19 protein-coding genes and 1 pseudogene are annotated in these 17673 nt (G+C 64.3%); 14 read left to right on the forward strand and 6 right to left on the reverse strand.

The window, feature by feature from the left end:
• Positions 1-1087: amidohydrolase family protein (locus GEV05_16690; protein MPZ44999.1), on the reverse strand; the 1087-nt coding region annotated here is incomplete at its 3' end.
• Between GEV05_16690 and GEV05_16695 the strand changes: the two genes are divergently transcribed.
• From GEV05_16695 to GEV05_16715, 5 genes are all read left to right on the forward strand, one after another.
• Positions 1032-1523 carry a cupin domain-containing protein gene (locus GEV05_16695; GenBank protein MPZ45000.1) on the forward strand — a complete coding sequence of 164 codons (492 nt, stop codon included), beginning with the start codon at positions 1032-1034 and terminating at the stop codon, positions 1521-1523. The genes GEV05_16690 and GEV05_16695 overlap by 56 nt on opposite strands.
• A 141-nt stretch (positions 1524-1664) precedes the next feature.
• On the forward strand, positions 1665-2486 hold the full coding sequence (locus tag GEV05_16700; GenBank protein MPZ45001.1) for a DUF1684 domain-containing protein: 822 nt from the start codon (positions 1665-1667) through the stop codon (positions 2484-2486).
• A 78-nt stretch (positions 2487-2564) separates the two neighbouring features.
• The gene (locus GEV05_16705) at positions 2565-3482 is read left to right on the forward strand and encodes an alpha/beta hydrolase fold domain-containing protein (GenBank protein ID MPZ45002.1); all 918 of its coding nucleotides are present in this window, start codon (positions 2565-2567) and stop codon (positions 3480-3482) included.
• A 117-nt stretch (positions 3483-3599) separates the two neighbouring features.
• Positions 3600-4733, forward strand: coding sequence for a hypothetical protein (locus GEV05_16710; GenBank protein ID MPZ45003.1), 1134 nt, complete (start codon positions 3600-3602; stop codon positions 4731-4733).
• The gene (locus GEV05_16715; GenBank protein ID MPZ45004.1) at positions 4504-5295 is read left to right on the forward strand and encodes a hypothetical protein; all 792 of its coding nucleotides are present in this window, start codon (positions 4504-4506) and stop codon (positions 5293-5295) included. Before GEV05_16710 ends, GEV05_16715 begins: the two co-directional genes overlap by 230 nt.
• 68 nt (positions 5296-5363) lie before the next feature.
• On the opposite strand, the gene GEV05_16720 is transcribed toward GEV05_16715, so the two are convergent.
• Positions 5364-6779: a hypothetical protein gene (locus GEV05_16720; protein ID MPZ45005.1), complete on the reverse strand. Its 1416-nt coding sequence runs from the start codon at positions 6777-6779 to the stop codon at positions 5364-5366.
• Between the two features lie 52 nt (positions 6780-6831).
• On the opposite strand from GEV05_16720, the gene GEV05_16725 reads away from it, so the two are divergent.
• The 6 genes from GEV05_16725 to GEV05_16750 all read left to right on the forward strand — a co-directional run bounded on the left by GEV05_16725 (position 6832) and on the right by GEV05_16750 (position 10995).
• Complete coding sequence (locus GEV05_16725) at positions 6832-7305, forward strand: hypothetical protein (GenBank protein ID MPZ45006.1); 474 nt, start codon at positions 6832-6834, stop codon at positions 7303-7305.
• 304 nt (positions 7306-7609) lie between these two features.
• Positions 7610-7987, forward strand: coding sequence for a hypothetical protein (locus tag GEV05_16730; protein MPZ45007.1), 378 nt, complete (start codon positions 7610-7612; stop codon positions 7985-7987).
• A 294-nt stretch (positions 7988-8281) separates the two neighbouring features.
• Entirely contained in the window at positions 8282-8533 is a 252-nt protein-coding gene (locus GEV05_16735) for a hypothetical protein (protein MPZ45008.1), read from the forward strand.
• A 30-nt stretch (positions 8534-8563) separates the two neighbouring features.
• Positions 8564-8839, forward strand: a complete 276-nt coding sequence (locus GEV05_16740) for a hypothetical protein (GenBank protein MPZ45009.1) — start codon at positions 8564-8566, stop codon at positions 8837-8839.
• A 13-nt stretch (positions 8840-8852) separates the two neighbouring features.
• Complete coding sequence (locus GEV05_16745) at positions 8853-10010, forward strand: hypothetical protein (GenBank protein ID MPZ45010.1); 1158 nt, start codon at positions 8853-8855, stop codon at positions 10008-10010.
• A gap of 79 nt (positions 10011-10089) precedes the next feature.
• On the forward strand, positions 10090-10995 hold the full coding sequence (locus GEV05_16750) for an SMP-30/gluconolactonase/LRE family protein (protein ID MPZ45011.1): 906 nt from the start codon (positions 10090-10092) through the stop codon (positions 10993-10995).
• A gap of 125 nt (positions 10996-11120) precedes the next feature.
• On the opposite strand, the gene GEV05_16755 is transcribed toward GEV05_16750, so the two are convergent.
• The 3 genes from GEV05_16755 to GEV05_16765 all read right to left on the reverse strand — a co-directional run bounded on the left by GEV05_16755 (position 11121) and on the right by GEV05_16765 (position 14922).
• Entirely contained in the window at positions 11121-11975 is an 855-nt protein-coding gene (locus GEV05_16755) for a TIR domain-containing protein (protein MPZ45012.1), read from the reverse strand.
• A 3-nt stretch (positions 11976-11978) separates the two neighbouring features.
• The gene (locus tag GEV05_16760; protein ID MPZ45013.1) at positions 11979-13076 is read right to left on the reverse strand and encodes a D-2-hydroxyacid dehydrogenase; all 1098 of its coding nucleotides are present in this window, start codon (positions 13074-13076) and stop codon (positions 11979-11981) included.
• Positions 13077-13428: 352 nt separating this feature from the next.
• Positions 13429-14922: a phospholipase D family protein gene (locus GEV05_16765; protein MPZ45014.1), complete on the reverse strand. Its 1494-nt coding sequence runs from the start codon at positions 14920-14922 to the stop codon at positions 13429-13431.
• A 241-nt stretch (positions 14923-15163) separates the two neighbouring features.
• Here GEV05_16765 and GEV05_16770 point away from each other — a divergent pair, with 241 nt between their 5' ends.
• Complete coding sequence (locus GEV05_16770) at positions 15164-16405, forward strand: MFS transporter (GenBank protein MPZ45015.1); 1242 nt, start codon at positions 15164-15166, stop codon at positions 16403-16405.
• Here GEV05_16770 and GEV05_16775 read toward each other — a convergent pair.
• Complete coding sequence (locus tag GEV05_16775) at positions 16394-16723, reverse strand: hypothetical protein (protein ID MPZ45016.1); 330 nt, start codon at positions 16721-16723, stop codon at positions 16394-16396. The two genes, GEV05_16770 and GEV05_16775, sit on opposite strands and share 12 nt — an antisense overlap.
• A gap of 61 nt (positions 16724-16784) precedes the next feature.
• On the opposite strand from GEV05_16775, the pseudogene GEV05_16780 reads away from it, so the two are divergent.
• Both GEV05_16780 and GEV05_16785 read left to right on the forward strand, forming a co-directional pair.
• Positions 16785-17174: pseudogene (locus GEV05_16780) on the forward strand (LysR family transcriptional regulator).
• On the forward strand, positions 17092-17592 hold the full coding sequence (locus GEV05_16785) for a hypothetical protein (protein ID MPZ45017.1): 501 nt from the start codon (positions 17092-17094) through the stop codon (positions 17590-17592). Before GEV05_16780 ends, GEV05_16785 begins: the two are co-directional and overlap by 83 nt.
• Positions 17593-17673 lie beyond the last annotated feature (81 nt).

Raw genomic sequence — 17673 nt, forward strand, 5'->3', positions numbered from 1 at the left:
GAGTCGTAGTGGAAGCGGCGTATGTAGTCGCGGAACGGATGTGCGAGCTCGACCGCCGCCGCGCCCTTGGCGATACTGTGGTCGATCCGCCCTGCGATGTAGGGAAAGCAGCCGCCGGAATGCGGCAGCACGATGTCGAGCGCAGGCAAGCGGTCGAGCACGCCGTAGAGGATGAACTTGGCGGCGGTGGTCGCGGTCTCGAACGGGAAGCCGAGCGTGTTGTAGATGAACAGCGGCCCTGCGAGGCGCTCCTGGCCACCGTAGTGGTTCTCCACTGCGTCGAGCGGATGGAACAGCAGGGGGTGTAGCGCAGCTCCTCGCAGCGCGCGAGCAGTGGCGCGTAAGCGGGCTCGAAGATGTAGTCACGCCCTTCGATGGAGTTGGGCAGATGCACCGCGCGCATGCCCGGCGCGCCCGCGACTCGGTCGAGCTCCTTCAGTGCCGCCGCGGGATCGCGGATCGGGAGCGCGGCGCCAGCCACGAAACGGTCCGGATACGCCTTGTGCGCTTCGATTGCGGCATCGTTGACGATGCGCGCCAGCCGGTTCGCCGCGTCCTGCGGCGCCCACTGCCACGGCATGCCGCCCGACAGCGTCAGCACGTGCATCTTCACCCCGTGGCCGTCCATCCATTTCAGGCGCGCTTCGAGGTCGAAATTGAGCGGGGAGAGCGGCCCGCTGGTCGCGTTGCGCCCGAGCTCGCCGATGTAGCGGACATAGGCTTCGGGCGTCCAGTGTGCGTGCGCGTCGATCGATCCGGTCCGGATAGCTGGCGTCATGGGGCAGGGTATCGGGCTCAAGGATGAGGGACGAAGGATGAGCCAAGTCGGCGATTTACTCCAGCCCCCGGCCGTGGAATCTTTGCCTCGCCTCCGAACCTGCCACGGTGGCGCAACCGGCAAGCTGTCGGCGGGTGGCGTCGATTCGCCTTGCGCCCGGCCTTGACCGTCGTACCCAAATGCCAGACGATCCACCGAGTCGCGGGCCAGCCTCGATTGTCCGGCCATCTCGCAGCGAACGGCGCCTGGCGACATGAATCTGCCATCACGGAGGACCGCCATGGAATTCGAATCGACGCTGCGGATCATCGACCAGTCACAGGTCAGGAAGCTGCCGGGCGTGGTCCAGGGCCAGACGGTGCAGCCTCTGGTTGGCGTGCCGGAGTCTCCGAGCGAGCGGGTGCGGGTGGCGGTCGCCACGTTCCAGCCGGGCGTGCACGAGGAATTGCACTGGCACCCGATCGAGGTCTTCTATTACGTGATCCGGGGCAGCGCGATCGTCCGCGATTATCACGGCAAGGAGTATCCGGTCGGCCCCGGAAACGCGATCTACGCGCCCGCGGGCATCGCCGGCTCGCACGAGTGGCAGGTCGGAAGCGATGGCCTGCAGCTGCTGTCCGTCCGGGCTGCGCTCGAAGGGCACAAGCGCATGCAGTTCACGGTCGACCGCGAGACGCGGCGCTCGTACATCGAGCTCGACGAGCTCATGAAGATGGAAGGCGTGAACTTCGACTCCCACTATTAGCATCCGCGTGCCGGGTGCGGCATTCGCCCCGAGCGGTACGTCCCTGCGGTAAAAGGGGACGCACACAGTTTCCTGTGCAGCCGCCGGGGCGAAAATTGCAGGGCGGAAATTGTGTGCGTCCCCTTTACCCAGGAGGTCCAGATGACCGAGAGCAATGATTCGCGCGCGAAGCACCGCGAGCATATTCAGCAACGAACCGAATCCGTCAGGGGAAAGCGCGGACCCGTCTCGTTCGTCTGGGGAAACCATGTGGCGAAACCGGGACAGCGTGTGCCGGGCGCTCCGGGGCTCTGGTCACCACTGCCCGAGGGGGAAGCCGGTCTCCTGGTCGAGGCGAGTGCCCGCGATGGGATCGTGATCGACGGCCGCACGGTCGACGGCAGCGCGAAACTGGTGTTCGGACCGGATCATCCCGATTCGGTCGCTTATTTTCCCAATGGCGCCGAGGGGATCGTTTTCAGCTACGACAAGAAGAGATTCGCCCTCCAGGTCTGGAACCCGGAGAGTGTCTGGGCACAGCAGTTCAGTCATATCCAGGCGTACGACTGGTCGACCGAGTGGATCGTCGAGGCACGTGTCGAGAAAGTCACCGACGGAAGGACAATCGCGATCTCCCATCACCGCAACCCGATCCCGGTGGAGAGGCCGGTGGCAGCGAAGGTGACGTTCGCCATCGATGGCGCGGAACAGACGCTCTACGGGACGCGCTACGGGGACACCTACATGTTCCACTTCACCGATGCGACCAGCGGCCATGCGAGCTACGGTTCCGGCCGCGCCGTGCACACACCAATGGATCGGTCCGGAGCCGTGAGCATCGACTTCAACTACGCGCGACTCCTTCCCTGCTCGTTCAGCAGAGCCTGGAATTGTCCGATCCCGTCGCTCGAAAACCGGTTGCGCGTACCCATCGAGGCCGGCGAGCGCTTCGCCGTCGACCACGATGGCGTGCCGATGCTCTAATGACCCGTCCAGGCCATTGCTGACGCACGCCGACGGATTGCGCTACACCTTGCTTCCACCCGGGTTGGCGGTGCCATAATGCCGCTTCCCCACAGCCGGCCGGCTGCACGGACAACCACTGGAGGAGCGACCATGACGACGAGCTACAACCCGTCCGCAAACTACGAGCTCAAGGTCCGGGACGTGGAATTCAGGAGCGCCCCGAAGCGCCAGTTGATGGCGCGGGTCTATGAGCCGCAAGGTGCGGGGCCCTTTCCCGTGCTGCTCGACGTGCACGGCGGCGCCTGGCACGACAAGGACCGTCTGGCCAACGTGCCGATGTGCGAAGCGGCCGCGAGGAGCGGAATCCTGGTCGTGGCGATCGACACGACCCTCTCTCACGAAGCCTCCTACCCCGCATCGGTGCAGGACGTGCACTACGGCGTCCGGTGGCTCAAGCACCGCGCGCCGGAATGGAAGGGCGATGCCTCCACGATCGGTGTGCTCGGCAGCTCCAGCGGCGGCCACGTCGCGGAGCTCGTCGCGATGCGCCCGCGCGATGCGCGTTACGGCGCATTGCCGCTTGCGGAGGCGCCGGGAATCGACGCGACGGTGAACTACGTCGCGACCCGCTCGCCGATCAGCGACTGCCATGCGCGCTACGAGCACATGGTGAAGACCGACCGCCCCGAGATGATCAAGAAGACCAAGCTGTACTTCGACCCGTGGGAGTCGATCTTCGAGGCCAATCCCGCGAAGATCCTCGAGCGTGGCGAGAAGGTCGTGCTGCCGCCGCTGCTCATCATGCAGGGCGAGCTCGATTCCAACGTGCCGTGGCAGATCCAGGAGAAGTTCGCGCAGGCCTGGCGCGCCGCGGGCGGCGAGTGCGAGCTGGAGATATTCGAGGGCTGCGAGCACATGTGGATCCAGGAGCCCGGCCCGCAGACCGACCGCGCGCACGAGGTGCTGAAGGCGTTCATCGCGCGCCAGTTGCGGGCGTTGAGGAAGGCCGCTTGACCCTCCAGAATCAGTCACCCCCGCGAAGGCGGGGCTCCAGGAAACTACGTTCTGGATCCCCGCTTTCGCGGGGATGACGAATCACTAGCGCAAGCTGACGCAGGACACCAGCACTCGATGAGCACCCGCGCCCCGATGCACGCCGGCGAGGCTGTCGCGGAGGCTTTGCGCGAGGAAGGCGTGGAGCGCGTCTACAGCGTTCCCGGCTCGCACATCCATCCGATCTACGACGGGCTTTCGCGCGTCAAGTCGCTCCGCTTCGTCACGTGCAAGCAGGAGCCCAACGTGTCGCTCATGGCGGACGCATATGGGCGCCTGACGGGCAAGCCCGGCGTCTGCCTCGTGACGGCGGGCCCGGGCGGCCTCAATTCGATGGCGGGCGTGGCGCAGGCCTACGGCGCAGCCTCGCCGATGATCCATATCGGCGGCGCGGTGCCGCTGCAGGCCGACAAGGAGGCCTTCCACGGCGTCGACGATCCGGCGTTCGTGCACGAGATGTTCGGCAAGATCACCAAGTGGAGCGCGCGCGTCGAGCGCATCCAGGACATTCCCGAGGTCATGGCGCAGGCGTTCCACATCGCCCGCAGCGGGCGTCCCGGCCCCGTGCACGTCGAGCTGCCGCGCGTGTCGGACTACAGCGAGCACATCCTGCAGGAGGCGCCCGCGGTGCTGCCCGCCTACCGGCCGGTGCCGACCGTGTGCACCCGGCCGGATCCCGCGTTCGTCGAGCGCTTCGCCGAAGCCGTGATGGCGGCACGCACACCGGTGATCGCCGCCGGCAAGGGCATCATCCGCCAGCACGCCATGGCGGAGCTGGCCGCGCTGGCGGTCAAGCTGCAGGCCCCGGTCGTGTTCGCGCAGGATGCGATCGGCGTCATTCCGGAGTCGCATCCCTTCTTCGCGGGCCACTTCCAGCAGTATCGCAGCCACCCCCTGTGCATCGAGGCGCTGAAGCGCACCGATCTCATCTTCGGCATCGGCCTCAGGGCCGGCACTGCCGAGCTGGCGGCTCTGCGGGCGAATGCGCCCGAGCGCAACCTCCTGCTCGTCGGCTTCGACGACAGGCCGGACGCGGCGAACGGCAACGAGGACGAGTGCGTCGCCGATCCCAAGCTCTTTCTCGCGGCGCTCCTCGAGCGGCTCGGAGCCTACGAGCGCCCCCGCGACGAGGCGGCTACGAACCGGATGGCCGCGGCAAAGGCGGCGCTGCGCGCAAGTCTCGCTGCGCAGGCGGAGCCGCACCGCAACTGACCAGCCGATCCATCCGGGCGTGCTCATGGAGTCGATGAACACGGTGCTCGGCGACGAAGCTGTCGTCGCGAGCGACGTCGGCAACTGCCAGATGTGGGCGCGCAGCTGGCGGCGCATCGCCACGCCGGAGTCCTTCATGCAGTCGGGCGTCTGGAACGCGATGAGCTACGCCCTGCCGACGGCCATGGTGGCGAAGATGGAGTTTCCGCAGCGCGACGTCGTGGCGCTCGCGGGCGACGGGGCGTTCCTCATGACGATCGGCGACCTGCCGACCGCCACCGAGTACGGCGCGAACGTGCTCTGCGTCGTCATGAACAACAACTGCTTCGGCCAGACCACCATGCAGCAGCAGACGATCTACGGGCACGTCTACGGGACGCTGTTTCAGAGCCCCGACTTCGCCGACATGGCAAGAGCTTGCGGTGCCGAGGGTATCCGGGTGAGCGATCCGAAGCACATCGAGGAAGCGCTCCGCCAGGGACTCGCGGCGACGAAGCGCTCGCCGGCGCTGGTCGAGGTGATGGTGCAGGACCATCCCTACCCGAAGCTCTCGATGGGGTGAGCAGCGATCGGGGCTAGGGCCGCAAGTCGCGATGCGTGATTCGCGATCAGCGGCCGGACCTGAGCACGTCACTTCTTTCGACTGAGCGTGAGCCCGACGAGCTTGTCTGCGCGCGCCTCGCGGTCGAGATTGCTGCAGGTCGCGATCATCTCCTCGAACTGCTCGGGCGGCATCGGAAGCAGCGGGACAACGCCACGTATGCGCCGCGCCTCTTCGTCGAAATCCCAGATGAACTCGCGGCCGGTCCCCTGTCTGGTGTGCACCTTGCCGTCCTTCATGTAGATCGTGATGCGCGGCCCGAACAGCGTCATCGTGTGCGACGGGATGAGCGTCGTCCGCTGCATGAGATCGAGAACCTCCGGGGCGACGTCGGAAACCGCCGGCGGCCCGCCGCTCATGCTCCAGGTCTGCGTGATCGGGAAGCCGCGGTTCACGATGGCGTAGGCCGTGAAGTAGGGCGTCATGCCCGGCTGCGGCGGCTGCGCGTCCTCGCGCCGGGCCGGAAAAGCCGGACTCGGGTACTGCGTCTCGAGCCAGTTCACCACGGCCTCTACGCGCTCCACGTCCTGGTGCCTGATGTCGTGCTCCTTGCAAAGCGCTGCGGTAACGTCGATGTGCGCGATGTTGTAGCCCGAAATGGAGTAGATGCGATACAGCGTTTCGAGAAAGATCCAGTCCTTGCCGAGGTTCTCCGCGATCTTCGGAATGCTCGTCTTCGTCAGGCCCTCGAAGTTGTACGTGAGCCGGCCCGTGTTACTGCCGGCAAACGCGTGGTAGAAACCGGCGTCGCCTTCGAGCACCGTTTCACCGCCGGCATGGCCGGCCTGGGCGAGCGCCACCGCGAGCATGGCGTTGCGCACCGCGGCGCCCTCGCGCAAGGCCTTGCCGCCGCTGCGCGCCGCTTCCGGATTGCCGCCCGCGAGACTCGCACAGAGCGCGATCGTGCTGTTGAGCTGCTCCGCGTCGAGGCCCATGATCTTCGCCGCAGCGATGGCTGCGCCGAAGAGGCCGAATACGGGTCCGGGATGGAAGCCGCGCGCCATCAGGGTCGCGATGAAGTCCGCGCTCATGCGCTCCGAGACTTCATAGCCCGCCACCACGCCCGTCATGAAGTCCCTGCCCGAGGCGCCGGAGACCTCCGCCGCTGCCAGCGCGCTCGGAATGATGCTCGTGCCTGGATGCGTGAGCATGCGGAAGGTGTCCCACTTGCCGCCCGCGAAGCCCATTTCGGAATTCGCGAACGCCGCGCCGCCTTTCGTCACCTTCGTGCCGTCGACCATGATGGTCGCGCCTTGCTCGACGCCGCGCTCCTCGTCCGCGATGAACTTGACGGCCTGCCGACCCGCCGGGGTTTGTGAGCCGACGAGCACGGACGCGAGGCAGTGCAGCGTGACGCCCTTGGCGCGATCGACGACGGCGGGAGGAAGATCCTCGTAGCGCAGCGCGCCGACCCACCGCGCCAGCTCACGGCTCAACGATGCCATGTGTTTTCTCCTGAAGACCACGATGTAGAGCGCACCGCGGACGCCGCGCGCCGTGGCATTATGGCACGCGCTCGACGCTGTGGCTGATCATCCTGATGGCGTTTCACACGAGAATGCGAACGAGCGCGGCGGCAGCATCTCATGGCGTCGGCGAGACCCGCGTCGCTCCAGCAAGGAAGAGACCATGACCACGCAAACACGTCCAAACTACGACCGCCCCCTCTTCAACTTTCACAACGTATCCGGCACACCTGTGATCATCGAGTGGAACTACAAGTACGCCGGGTCGGCATTCTGGATGACGGTCGCATGGGCCGAGGCGGCTGTCCTGGACCTCCTCGGCAAAGCCACCGGCAAATCGATCGGCGACCTGCTCGGCGGGCGAAAGCGCGATCAGGTGCCGGTCTACGTCTCCAGCCTCATTCGCGAAACAACGCCGGAAGAAGAAGTCGAGTGCTCTACAACGGCGGCTTCATCCGCAACCACCGCACGAACATCATCGCCCGGCACTACGGATTGCCGCTGACGCCGCATAGTCCTTACCTGGGTCCACGTCAGGCACTCTCGACGCACTTCTGCGCAACACTGTCCGAGCTGCCCATCGAGATGCGAGTACGCCGCCGCCCTGCCGGAGCACCCGATGGACTGGTACAGCCCTCAGATTGAGGTGAAGGACGGACTGGTTGCGGTGCCAACGGGGCCAGGCCTCGGCATCGAGTTTGCACCCGAAGTCGTGAACGGGCTACAGATTGCCGACTAGCATCGGATATGATCGGCAAGTCGGGTCCACTTCGTGACTGCTAGCCACCCTGAAATGACGGACTGAGGACATGCCGAGTAAAGAACCAGGTTTCGTGGAACGCCTGCAAACGGCGGCCAAGGCGAAGAAGGCCCAGCTCGAAAAGATGCGCGCGACGGCGCCGGCCGGCGGCGCACAGTCTTCCGAGCGGCAGGCCGCCCTGGTGGAAGCCGCAGCAGCCCGCAAGATCCGCACGGCGGACCGGAAGTACTCCGACCGGGTCGGAGCCCAAGAGAGAGAGGCGCAACGCGCGGCTGAGAAGGCCAGGCAAGCGCAGGCTGCCATCGAACAAGTCGCGCGCAAGGATGCCGAACGCGTCGCTCGAGCCGAGGCCGATGCAGCGCTCAAGGAGGACCAGAAGGCCGCGCGCGACGCCAAGTACGCCGCGCGCAAAGCCCGGCAGAGATGAGCCGTGGCACGCCCTGGAGCAGTGATGCCCAGGTGAGTCCGCTGAGGGTCGATTGCGGTTTCGTCAACTGAAGTCGCTGACCGGCCATTAGCGGTCCCTCGCAATTCGAGCGACCGCCAATGGCCGCATGCGGGTCATGCCTTTGGCGCGGTAGTCTTCGACGAATACCGGCAGCGCCTCGAAGTATGATTTTCTCGCCGACGGCAACCGTCAAAGCGCAGCGGCGCGCGAAAGGGGTCGCGGCGGTGGTGCTACCATGCACGCTTCCTTCCAACGCACCCACAGGAGCGATCCATGGACAAGCCGCTCGACGGTAGCAATCTGCCCAGCGAAATCGGCCAGCGCATCATCGACAAGCCCGAGCTGCCCGCGCAGGGCGTGCAGACCGACAACGAGGTGTATACGGAGGTCGTCTCGGGCGAGATGCATCTCAAGCGTGGCGTGTTCGGCAAGTTCGAAGTGTTCAGTGACGAGGCCGCGCGCATCGGCGGCACCGACAAGTACCCATCGCCGATGACCTACATGGCGATGGGTGTGGGCTTTTGATTGCTCACCCAGGTTGCGCGGTACGCGCACATGATGAAGCTCACGGTCGCAAGCGCGAGCTGCAAGGTCCGGTTCCGGAAACTCCTCGGCGGCTCGGTCATCAAGGGCACGGTCTTCAACCGCTGGGACGGCGTCGACACGCATCTCTCGATCGCAGCCGACGCGCCGGCGGAGAAGATCGCGCATCTGCTGAAGAACGCGAAGGCGGGCTGCTTCGCCGAAGGTCTGATCACGCAGCAGGTGCCGCTCGTGAGCACGCTCGAGGTTAATGGCAAGCCGTTCGAGCTCGAAGGCGTGACGAAATGAGGGGAGGGGAAGCATGGCAATGACACCGATCCGGCGCGTCGTCACCGGCAACGACGACCAGGGCCGCTCCATGGTGGTCCGGGACGGTCCCTCGCCGGGCGTGCACGAAGCGCAACTGCCCGGCGTTCAGGATGCGAAGATCGAAGGCCGCGGCCACACCGATTTCTGGGTATGGCGCGAGACGCCGCCGCCGCTCAATGGCAAGGAAGACGCCGGCACATGGAACGACGAGTTTCCGTGTCCCGTCGGCGGTGGACACCAACGCGTCGTGCACTGGCTGCCGAAGACGCCGCAATCGCCGCCGAACGCGCCCTACAAGGCGCCCGAGCAGCACGGCCGCACCTGGGATCGCGGCGGCGGCAATCACTACAACCGCTCGTACATGCACAAGACAAGATCGCTCGACTACGGGATCATGATCTCGGGCAGCCGCACGATGGAGCTCGACGACACGAAGCTGACGCTCTATCCCGGCGACGTGGTGATCGACGTCGGTGCGTGGCACCTGTGGGACAGCTCGGCGCAAGGCTGCCTGATGGCGTTCGACATGTTCGACTGCGAGTTCGCCGATGAATTCGGCACCGTGGTCGGAGATGACAAACCGATGCGGCCGCCGGAGAAGCAGAAGCTCCCACCCGGAGTAAGACCGCAGCGGCGCGTGGTCGCGATCGACCGCGAGGCCGGCAAGTCGAGCCTCGTCGGCGATACGTCGTCGCCCGACGTGCGCTTCGATCCCGCGCGTCCGGGCTTCGTGCTCCACCGCATGTGGGTCGTCAAGGATTTTCCGGCGAAGCTCGTGTGCGAGACGCTGCATCTGCCGAACGTGCTGATTCCACCGCCCAAGGGCTCGGTGCTGAACGTCTTCACGTTCCCGCCCGACGACGGGTGGCAGGGGAAAGTCGGCGAGCGCGAGGTGAGGGCTTATTTCGAAGCGGTGGGTGCGCCGCACGCGTGCACGTATTCAGCGGATGCGCCGCATCCTTACATGCAGAAGACGCGCACGCTGGACATCTGCATCGTGCTCGAAGGCCAGATCGTGCTCGTGCTCGACAAGGAGGAGGTGCTGCTCGAGCAGGGACAGTTCGTGATCAACCGCGGCGTGAATCACGCCTGGAGCAATCGCTCGGCCAAACCGGCGGTGGTGTCGGTCGCCTCCCACGACGGCAAGTAGCCGCGGTTAAGGGCTCGCCAGCACGAAGACGGCGCGGCTCGACCCTCGAGTAGGCGGCGTGACAAAGGAGTCAAAGGAAATGGCCTGGAAATTCGAACTGCTGCTCAAGCCCGGCACCGAAGAGCTCATCACCGAAGGCCCGGTATGGGACGGCGAGTACATCTACATCACGCAGATCCGCCAGAACCGCATCCTGCGCTACGACCCGCGCTCGAACGCGATCGAGCAATGGCGCACCGGCACCAACCGCACCAACGGTCTGGCATTCGACGAGAACGGCCGTCTCTTCGGCTGTTGCGCGGGCGGACGGGCGATCGTGCGCCTCGATCCCGACGGCAGGAATGTGGTCGTGGCCGATCGCCTCGACGGAAAAAGGCTTTCCACGCCGAACGATCTTGCCATCGATCGCAAGGGCCGCATCTGGTTCACCAATCCGGTCAACGAGGGTAACTGGGACAAGACGGAGGTCGAAGAGCTCGATCACCGTTCGGTCCTGCGCGCCGATCCGCAGAAGGATGGGAAGTACACGGTCACGCGCGTCACTTTCGATACCACGCAGCCGAACGGCATCCTGGTTTCGCGCGACCAAAAGACGCTGTACGTCGCGGAGAGCGGCTCGACCCGCGGCATCCCGAGGCAGTTGCGCGCCTACCCGATCAGGGAAGACGGCAGCCTGGGGCCGTACGACGCCCTCTTCACCTGGGGCGAGGATGCGCGCGGCGTACATCGCGGCATCGACGGCATGTGCCTGGACGCCGAGGACAACATCGTCGCCACAGCCGGCTACTACACCGCCGGCTCGGGCCCGATGCTTTATGTGTTCTCGCCGGCCGGGCGCGTGCTGGAGACGCACCCGGTGCCCGCCAACCGTCCCACGAACTGCTGTTTCGGCGGCCCGGACCTGACCACGATATTCGCAACCAGCACGAACGGACACTTCTTCAAGGCGCAGACCGATCGCGTCGGCTGGGCGATGTTTCCCTGACCGTCAGGCGCCAGGGGCCAGGCGTCAGGCGTAACTCGTCAGGTCTACGCTCGTCGTCCAGCTCCACGGCCATTGCCGTCGTGGCGGATGAGCATTCGCATGAGCCGCAGAACGATCTTGGCTCGTTAACGCGCCCGCGTCAGCGCCAGTGCGGCGCCGCGTTCGGCGTTCGCCTCGCGTACCACGCCACTCATGGAGCGCGTATCAGACCCCACGTTCAACGTTCCTTCGTAGCGGTGGGGCGAGCCGTATATCGTTTCGAGAAAAAATTCGACGCGCCGTCCATCCACCGTGCCGGCCCCGCGCTTCCACACCTGTTTCGAATCGTAGTGCGTTTCCTCTATGGTCAGCCGGCGGCCGTCTTGCAGCACGACCCAGAAGCTGCCATTCGGCAGCATCCATTGCCCGGATAGCTGAAGCGGTTGGTCATAGACGAGGTAGCCGGCGGCGCCGGCGATGGCGGCAAGCACGATGGCTGCGCCGGCGAGCATATAGGTGCGCCTGCGCACCAGCCGTCCTCCGGTCCACGCGCGCATGACCTTTGCGAGCCGTTCGACGTCATAGTCCCAGCGCGTATCGGACAGCTCTAATCCTTGCAGGCGTACGAGCGGCTTGAGATCGTCGGGCAAGGCGCTTTCCGAGGGCATTTTGGCGCCTTTGACCAGCACCGGTATGACGCGGATGCCGGAGCGCAGTCCGGCCGCTACTTCCAGTCGCACGAAATCGCTCGGGTCGCTAAGTCTCGGGCTGCCTCCCGCACCGCGCTCGGTGAGCCACGTGTCGCCGATGAGTACTACCAGCACCTCGCAGCGCGCGATCGCGGCGTCGATTGCGTGTACGAAGTTGCTGCCGGGAGCGATGGCCTCGACGTCCTGGAACACGCTGCCCTCGCCGAAGTGCTTTTCGAGGGAATCGGCAAGCCGTCCCGCGTAGCCGCTGGTATTGATACGGCGATAACTGAGAAAGATGGCAGTCACGATCTATCAGTAGCCAGCCCGCCGGTCCACCACTCCCAACAGCGGCTGGTTCTCGGCAAATCGACGCAGATTTTCGCACCAGAAATCCACCACTGCGTCGCTCATTTTTACCGACTCGGTGGCAATGTGCGGTGTGATGATGGTGTTAGGCAAGTCCCATAACGGGCTTTCCCTGGGGATAGGGTCCGCGGTCGTGACGTCGAGGCCCGCGCCGGCGATCCTGCCCGCCCGCATCGCCGCGATCAGGGCCTCCTCATCGATCAACGCGCCGCGCGACACGTTGATCAGACAGGCCGTGGGCTTCATGGCGTCAAACGCGGCTGCATTGATGATGAGCCGCGTTTCCGGTGTATGCGGGAGACACAGCACGACAAAATCGGCTTCGGGCAGCACGCTGAGCAATCCGCTTTTGTCGAAGGCGCGGTCGAGATGCGGAATTTCGCGCGGCGTGCGGGTCATGCCCAGAACCGTCATGCCGAAACCGATCTTGCATATGCGAGCGAGATTACCGCCGCCGCTGCCGACGCCCAGAATGGCGGTGGTCTGGCCATGCAGCGGCAACCAGTCCTGCCCTTCGCGCCGCCAGAGATGCAGTTGCTGATTTTTCAGATACACAGGCAAATTGCGCGACAGCGCCAGCATCAACAGCACCGCATGCTCGGCCATTAGCGGCCCCGGCGGGCCCTTGATGCAGGTGAGCGTTACGTGCTCGGCCGCAAGCAAGTCCGGCGGCACCGCTTGATCCACCCCCACCGTGGTGGTCTGCACCCAACGCAGCCGTGCGCCGGGCTTCGCCGCCTCGGCAGATAATTTCAGATAGGGACGACTGCCGATCACGGCGTCCGCTTGTGTGACCTGTCGGGAAAACTCGGCCTGATCATGAACGATGCGCACCTGCACGCGCGGATGCGCCTGATGCAATCGCTGAAACGCCGGCCCACCCAGGCGGCAATTTTCCGGCACCCCTACTATTGATCGTTCCGTATTGGACGACAGTCCAATACGGACGCGACGCTCCCCTCTCCCCCCGGGAGAGGGGTTGGGGGTGAGGGACGAGCGTGTCATGGAATAGGGAACGCTCGATAGAAGCAACAATGCGTCCATGAACGTCTCCTCCGGAAGCCTATGCGGAGCACGTCCACGCCCTTCGCCTTGACGATTTCCGCGATCGCCGGGGTCTTTGGATCCCAGCCTGCGCCGGGATGACGATAATATACGTAACGTTTCAGCTCGCGCTGGAACAGCTCAGTCAGCGGGGCGCGATCGAGCTGGTGCTGTTCCTGGGGAATTACGCTTCGCTCGCGCTGCTCGTCAATTCGTTCGACGGCGACCTGCCGCCGGAGAGGAAGGAACCGCTGTTGCCGGTGTGAGACCGTCGTTTACTCTTCGACTCCTTGACCCGCTTCGCGTCGGACCGCACCATGTGTGAAGCGACAGGCACGATGTACCTCCTTCATCATAGAAGCCATTCGATCGGTAGTAGCGAGATCAAATAGACTCCTGCCCGTTTCCAGACGCTCGTACCCGGCTCCGTTTCATGGCGTATCGACTTCCCCGCGTGCTGTTCCGTCCAGTACAACTCGTTCGTGTGCGACACGTGCACCTGATACGAATTCTGCGGAACTCTGGTATCGAACACCGTGCTGATCCTCTGTGCCAACGCAGGGCTGTCGATGATGAATCCGAGCTCCGTGTTGAGCTTCGCCGAGCGCGGATCGAAATTGAACGAGCCGATGAAAACGCGTGAACGATCCACCGCAAACGTCTTCGAGTGCAGGCTCGAGCCGGAACTACCCATAGCGCCTGCACTCTTGTTCCTGTCGATTTTCGGCGACAAACGACGCAGCTCGTACAAGGTGATGCCTGCATCGAGCAGTTGCTTGCGTCGCTTCGCGTAGCCAGCGTGAACCGGAGGCACATCGGTCGCTTCGAGCGAATTGGTCAGAATGCGAATGTTCACCTTGCGTTGCGCCAGCGCAGCGAGTGCATCGGCGCCCGCCTCGGTGGGTACGAAGTAGGCGGAGACGAGATCCACGTGCTGCGCGGAGCTACCGATGATGCTCCTCAGCCGCTCCGAGACGAGCGTCTCAGGCTCGGCTGAACCGAGCCCCTTGGCGGGGTCATCGCTGAGCATGTGCGTCACGGCCCATTCGAATGACAATTTGCCGTCGATCAGGTCACGGGCAAAAACAGAATCACGTACCGCGGCCACATACGATCCGGCCGCTGGGTCGCGCTCGACCACCGATGCAGCCGACGCGATTGCAGCGATCCGTGCGGGATCGGCTGGCGGCAGCAATCGATCGACCGGGTATGACGAACCACTAGCCCAATAGCGGTCGAAATCCTTCGACACTTCTCTCACCACCGGCCCGATCGCCATCACATCGAGATCGACGAACAGCACACCCTCGGTCGCCCCGAAATACTCATCGCCGACGTTGCGGCCGACGATGATCGTCGCCTGATTGTCCACGGTGAACGACTTATTGTGCATCCGCCGATTGAGGCGAAAGAAGTCGGTCAGATAACCGATCACCCGAGGGCTTCGGATCACGAACGGGTTGAACAAACGCACCTCGATGTTCGGGTGAGCGTCGAGCACGGCGAGCGTGTCGTCCAAGCCCTGGGTATTGTTGTCGTCGAGCAATAATCGCACTCGTACTCCGCGCTCCGCAGCGGCGTACAAAGCTTCGAGCAGCAACGTCCCTGTCAGATCGTGGTGCCAGATGTAATACTGAATATCGAGCGTGCGTTCGGCAGCGCGCGCCAGCAGCACTCGCGCAGCAAACGCGTCGCGAGCATTCGCCAGCAAATAGATTCCGGATTGTTTCGGATGCGCACTCACGAGCGGGGTGATCGCCCGTCCCAGTCGCGTTGCCGCGGTGTCGAGTACGACAGTCGAGGTCGTGCGGTTCTCCAGCGATGGCAAAGTGCAGCCGGAGAGCAGACCTGCGCTTACACAGGCAACGACAAGGCAGGTGGTTAGGTTCAAGGGGCGAGCAACGGTTCCGCAATACGCGTTGTAGCTGCGGCGTGCTGAGCGAGCGCATTGGCTGGCCAATCTTTCGGACGCTCTCAATGGACAACTCAACGACCGGCGCAAGGGTCCGATTCCTTACCCTGATTAGGCCTCTTCCAGAGAAATTTCACGTCTTCGCGCAAGCGGATGTACTTATCCTATACCAAGAATGCTAATGTGCTCCACAGGCTCTTTCCGAACCTGCCCTGTTATGAATTTAGTAAAGATGCAGAGGCAACACCGCAACGTTCTCGTGCTATCGGGTTGCCAAGCGACCCTGCAAGCCAGCAACGTGACGATGACCGTGGTGACCGGGCTCGCTGGTTTTGCGCTCGCGAGCGACAAATCCCTCGCTACCGTTCCGCTCACTTGTTATGTCATCGGATCGGCCATTGCCACCGTGCCCGCGTCGCTGCTCATGAACGACATCGGCAGGCGCGGAGGGTTTCAGGTCGGAACGATCATAGGCATGGGCGGCGCGGCGCTGTGCAGTCTCGCAATGTATCTGGCGCATTTCTGGGTGCTCTGCGCCGGGATGGCGGTGATGGGTATGTACTCGGCGTTCGGAAAATACTATCGCTTCGCCGCGGCCGACGCGGCCAAAACGGAATTCAGAGCCAAAGCGATTTCGCTCACGCTCGCCGGCGGCCTCGTCGGCGGGATCGTCGGTCCCGAAGTGGCGAAGCACACGACCGGACTTTTTGCGGGGCAGCCTTATCTCGGCCCGTATCTTTCCCTCATTTTCGTGTGCGCGATCGCCACGCTGCTGCTCACTCGCCTGGACATCCCGAAGCCATCGGCGCAGGAGCGTCAGGAGTCGAGGCGGCCGCTCATGCAGATCATGTCGCAACCGGTCTTCATCGTGGCGGCTCTCGCGTCGATGCTTTCCTACGGCATCATGAATCTGTTCATGACGTCGACGCCGCTTGCAATGCGTGCGCATGATCATCATTTCAACGATGCCGCATTCGTTTTGCAGTGGCATATGATCGCCATGTTCGGCCCTTCTTTTTTCACGGGCTCCCTTATCAACCGGCTCGGCGTGCTTAACGTGATCCTCGTCGGCTGCTTGCTGCTTTTGCTTTGTATCGTCGCCGCGCTGGCCGGCACCACGCTGATCAATTTCTGGGTGGCTCTTTTTCTTCTCGGAATCGGGTGGAACTTCATGTACGTCGCGGGCTCTGCGCTGCTGACGGAATGTCACACCCCCGCTGAGCGCGCCAAGACCCAGGCCGCCAACGATTTCATGGTCTTCCTGACGATGGCGATTTCGTCGACGGCTTCGGGCGTGTTGCTTCATAAGAGCGGCTGGGATGCTGTCAACTACGGCTCCATTCCCTTCCTTGTGCTTGCGGTAGCAGCGACGGTATGGCTCATCTGGCAGCGGCGCGCTGCCAAGTCACTCGCGTAACGGGTATGGCTCCGCAAGTGTAAACTCGGCGCCCGCTCTCGCCACCTCGCTGCCGAACCGATAGCTCGACACCGCCACGCCGCCGAAGAACGCGTGTTCGTGATAGATGCGATGTGCGGTTTCGCTCTCGGCCGCTCCCGCCGCCACCATGAGCGGAATGAGATGGTCTTCGTGCGGATGCGCGATGCGCGCGGCCGGCGCGCGCTGCCACGAGATCAGCCGCTCCTCCCTTGCCTGCGGATCGGATTCGGCCAGGGCGGCGCGGAAAGGAATGTTCGTGCAACCGAATGCATAATGCGGCATGGACCTCGACGACATCGCGGTGTTCGTGAAAGTGGTGCAGGCCGGCAGTTTCAGCAAGGCCGCGCGCCTGCTCGGTATGCCCAACACGACCGTGAGCGCGAAGGTCGCGCGCCTCGAGAAGCGTCTGGGCGTCACCGTCATCCGGCGCACGACCCGAAAACTGCACGTCACGTCCGCCGGCCAAGCCTACTTCGAGAGGTGCATGCGGGGCCTCGCCGAGATCGAGACCGCGGAGGCGGAGCTCAGCTCGAGCTCCGTCGAACCGCGCGGTGTTTTGCGGATCACGGCGCCAGGCGACGTGGCGCATGGCCTCCTGCCGCCGATTGCAGCGCGTTACGTCGAGGCGTATCCGCACGTGAGCCTGGAGATCATCGTCGCCAACCGTGTCGTGGACCTGGTCGGCGAAGGCGTCGATCTCGCGATCCGTGCTGCCCGGCTCAAGGATTCGAGCCTCGTCGCGCGCAAGCAAATGGCTGTCCTTCACCGGCGGCCTGTGGGCAAGCCGCGAGTACCTGTCCCGACGCGGTACGCCGAAGGCGCCTGTCGACCTCGAGAGCCACGAATACCTGATTCTCTCCAGGGTCGCGCGGCACGCCCTGCGGCTGAGCGACGGCCACCGGAAGATCGAAGTTTCGGTGAAGGGGCGCATGGTCACCGACGATCTCGACACGGTGCTGGCGCTTGCTCGCCAGGGTAGTGGCATCGCCGGCTTGCCGGACTTCCTGGCGCGCCGATACGCCGACGACGGCACGCTCGTGGGCGTGCTCCCGCAATGGAGCTGGATCACCGGCTCGCTCTCTTTCGTTTACCCCAGCCAGCCGTTTCTCCCCGCGAAGGTGCGTGCTTTCATCGATCTCGCGCTCGCTTCGTCGCGGCACGCGTAGGTGCAGTACGGCTGAGTGTGGCGCCGCTGGCCCGGCAGCAGGCCCCCGATTGTGCAGCGGGCTGCACAGACTTTCCTTCTT

The organism is Betaproteobacteria bacterium (assembly GCA_009377585.1).
GTDB lineage: Bacteria > Pseudomonadota > Gammaproteobacteria > Burkholderiales > WYBJ01 > WYBJ01.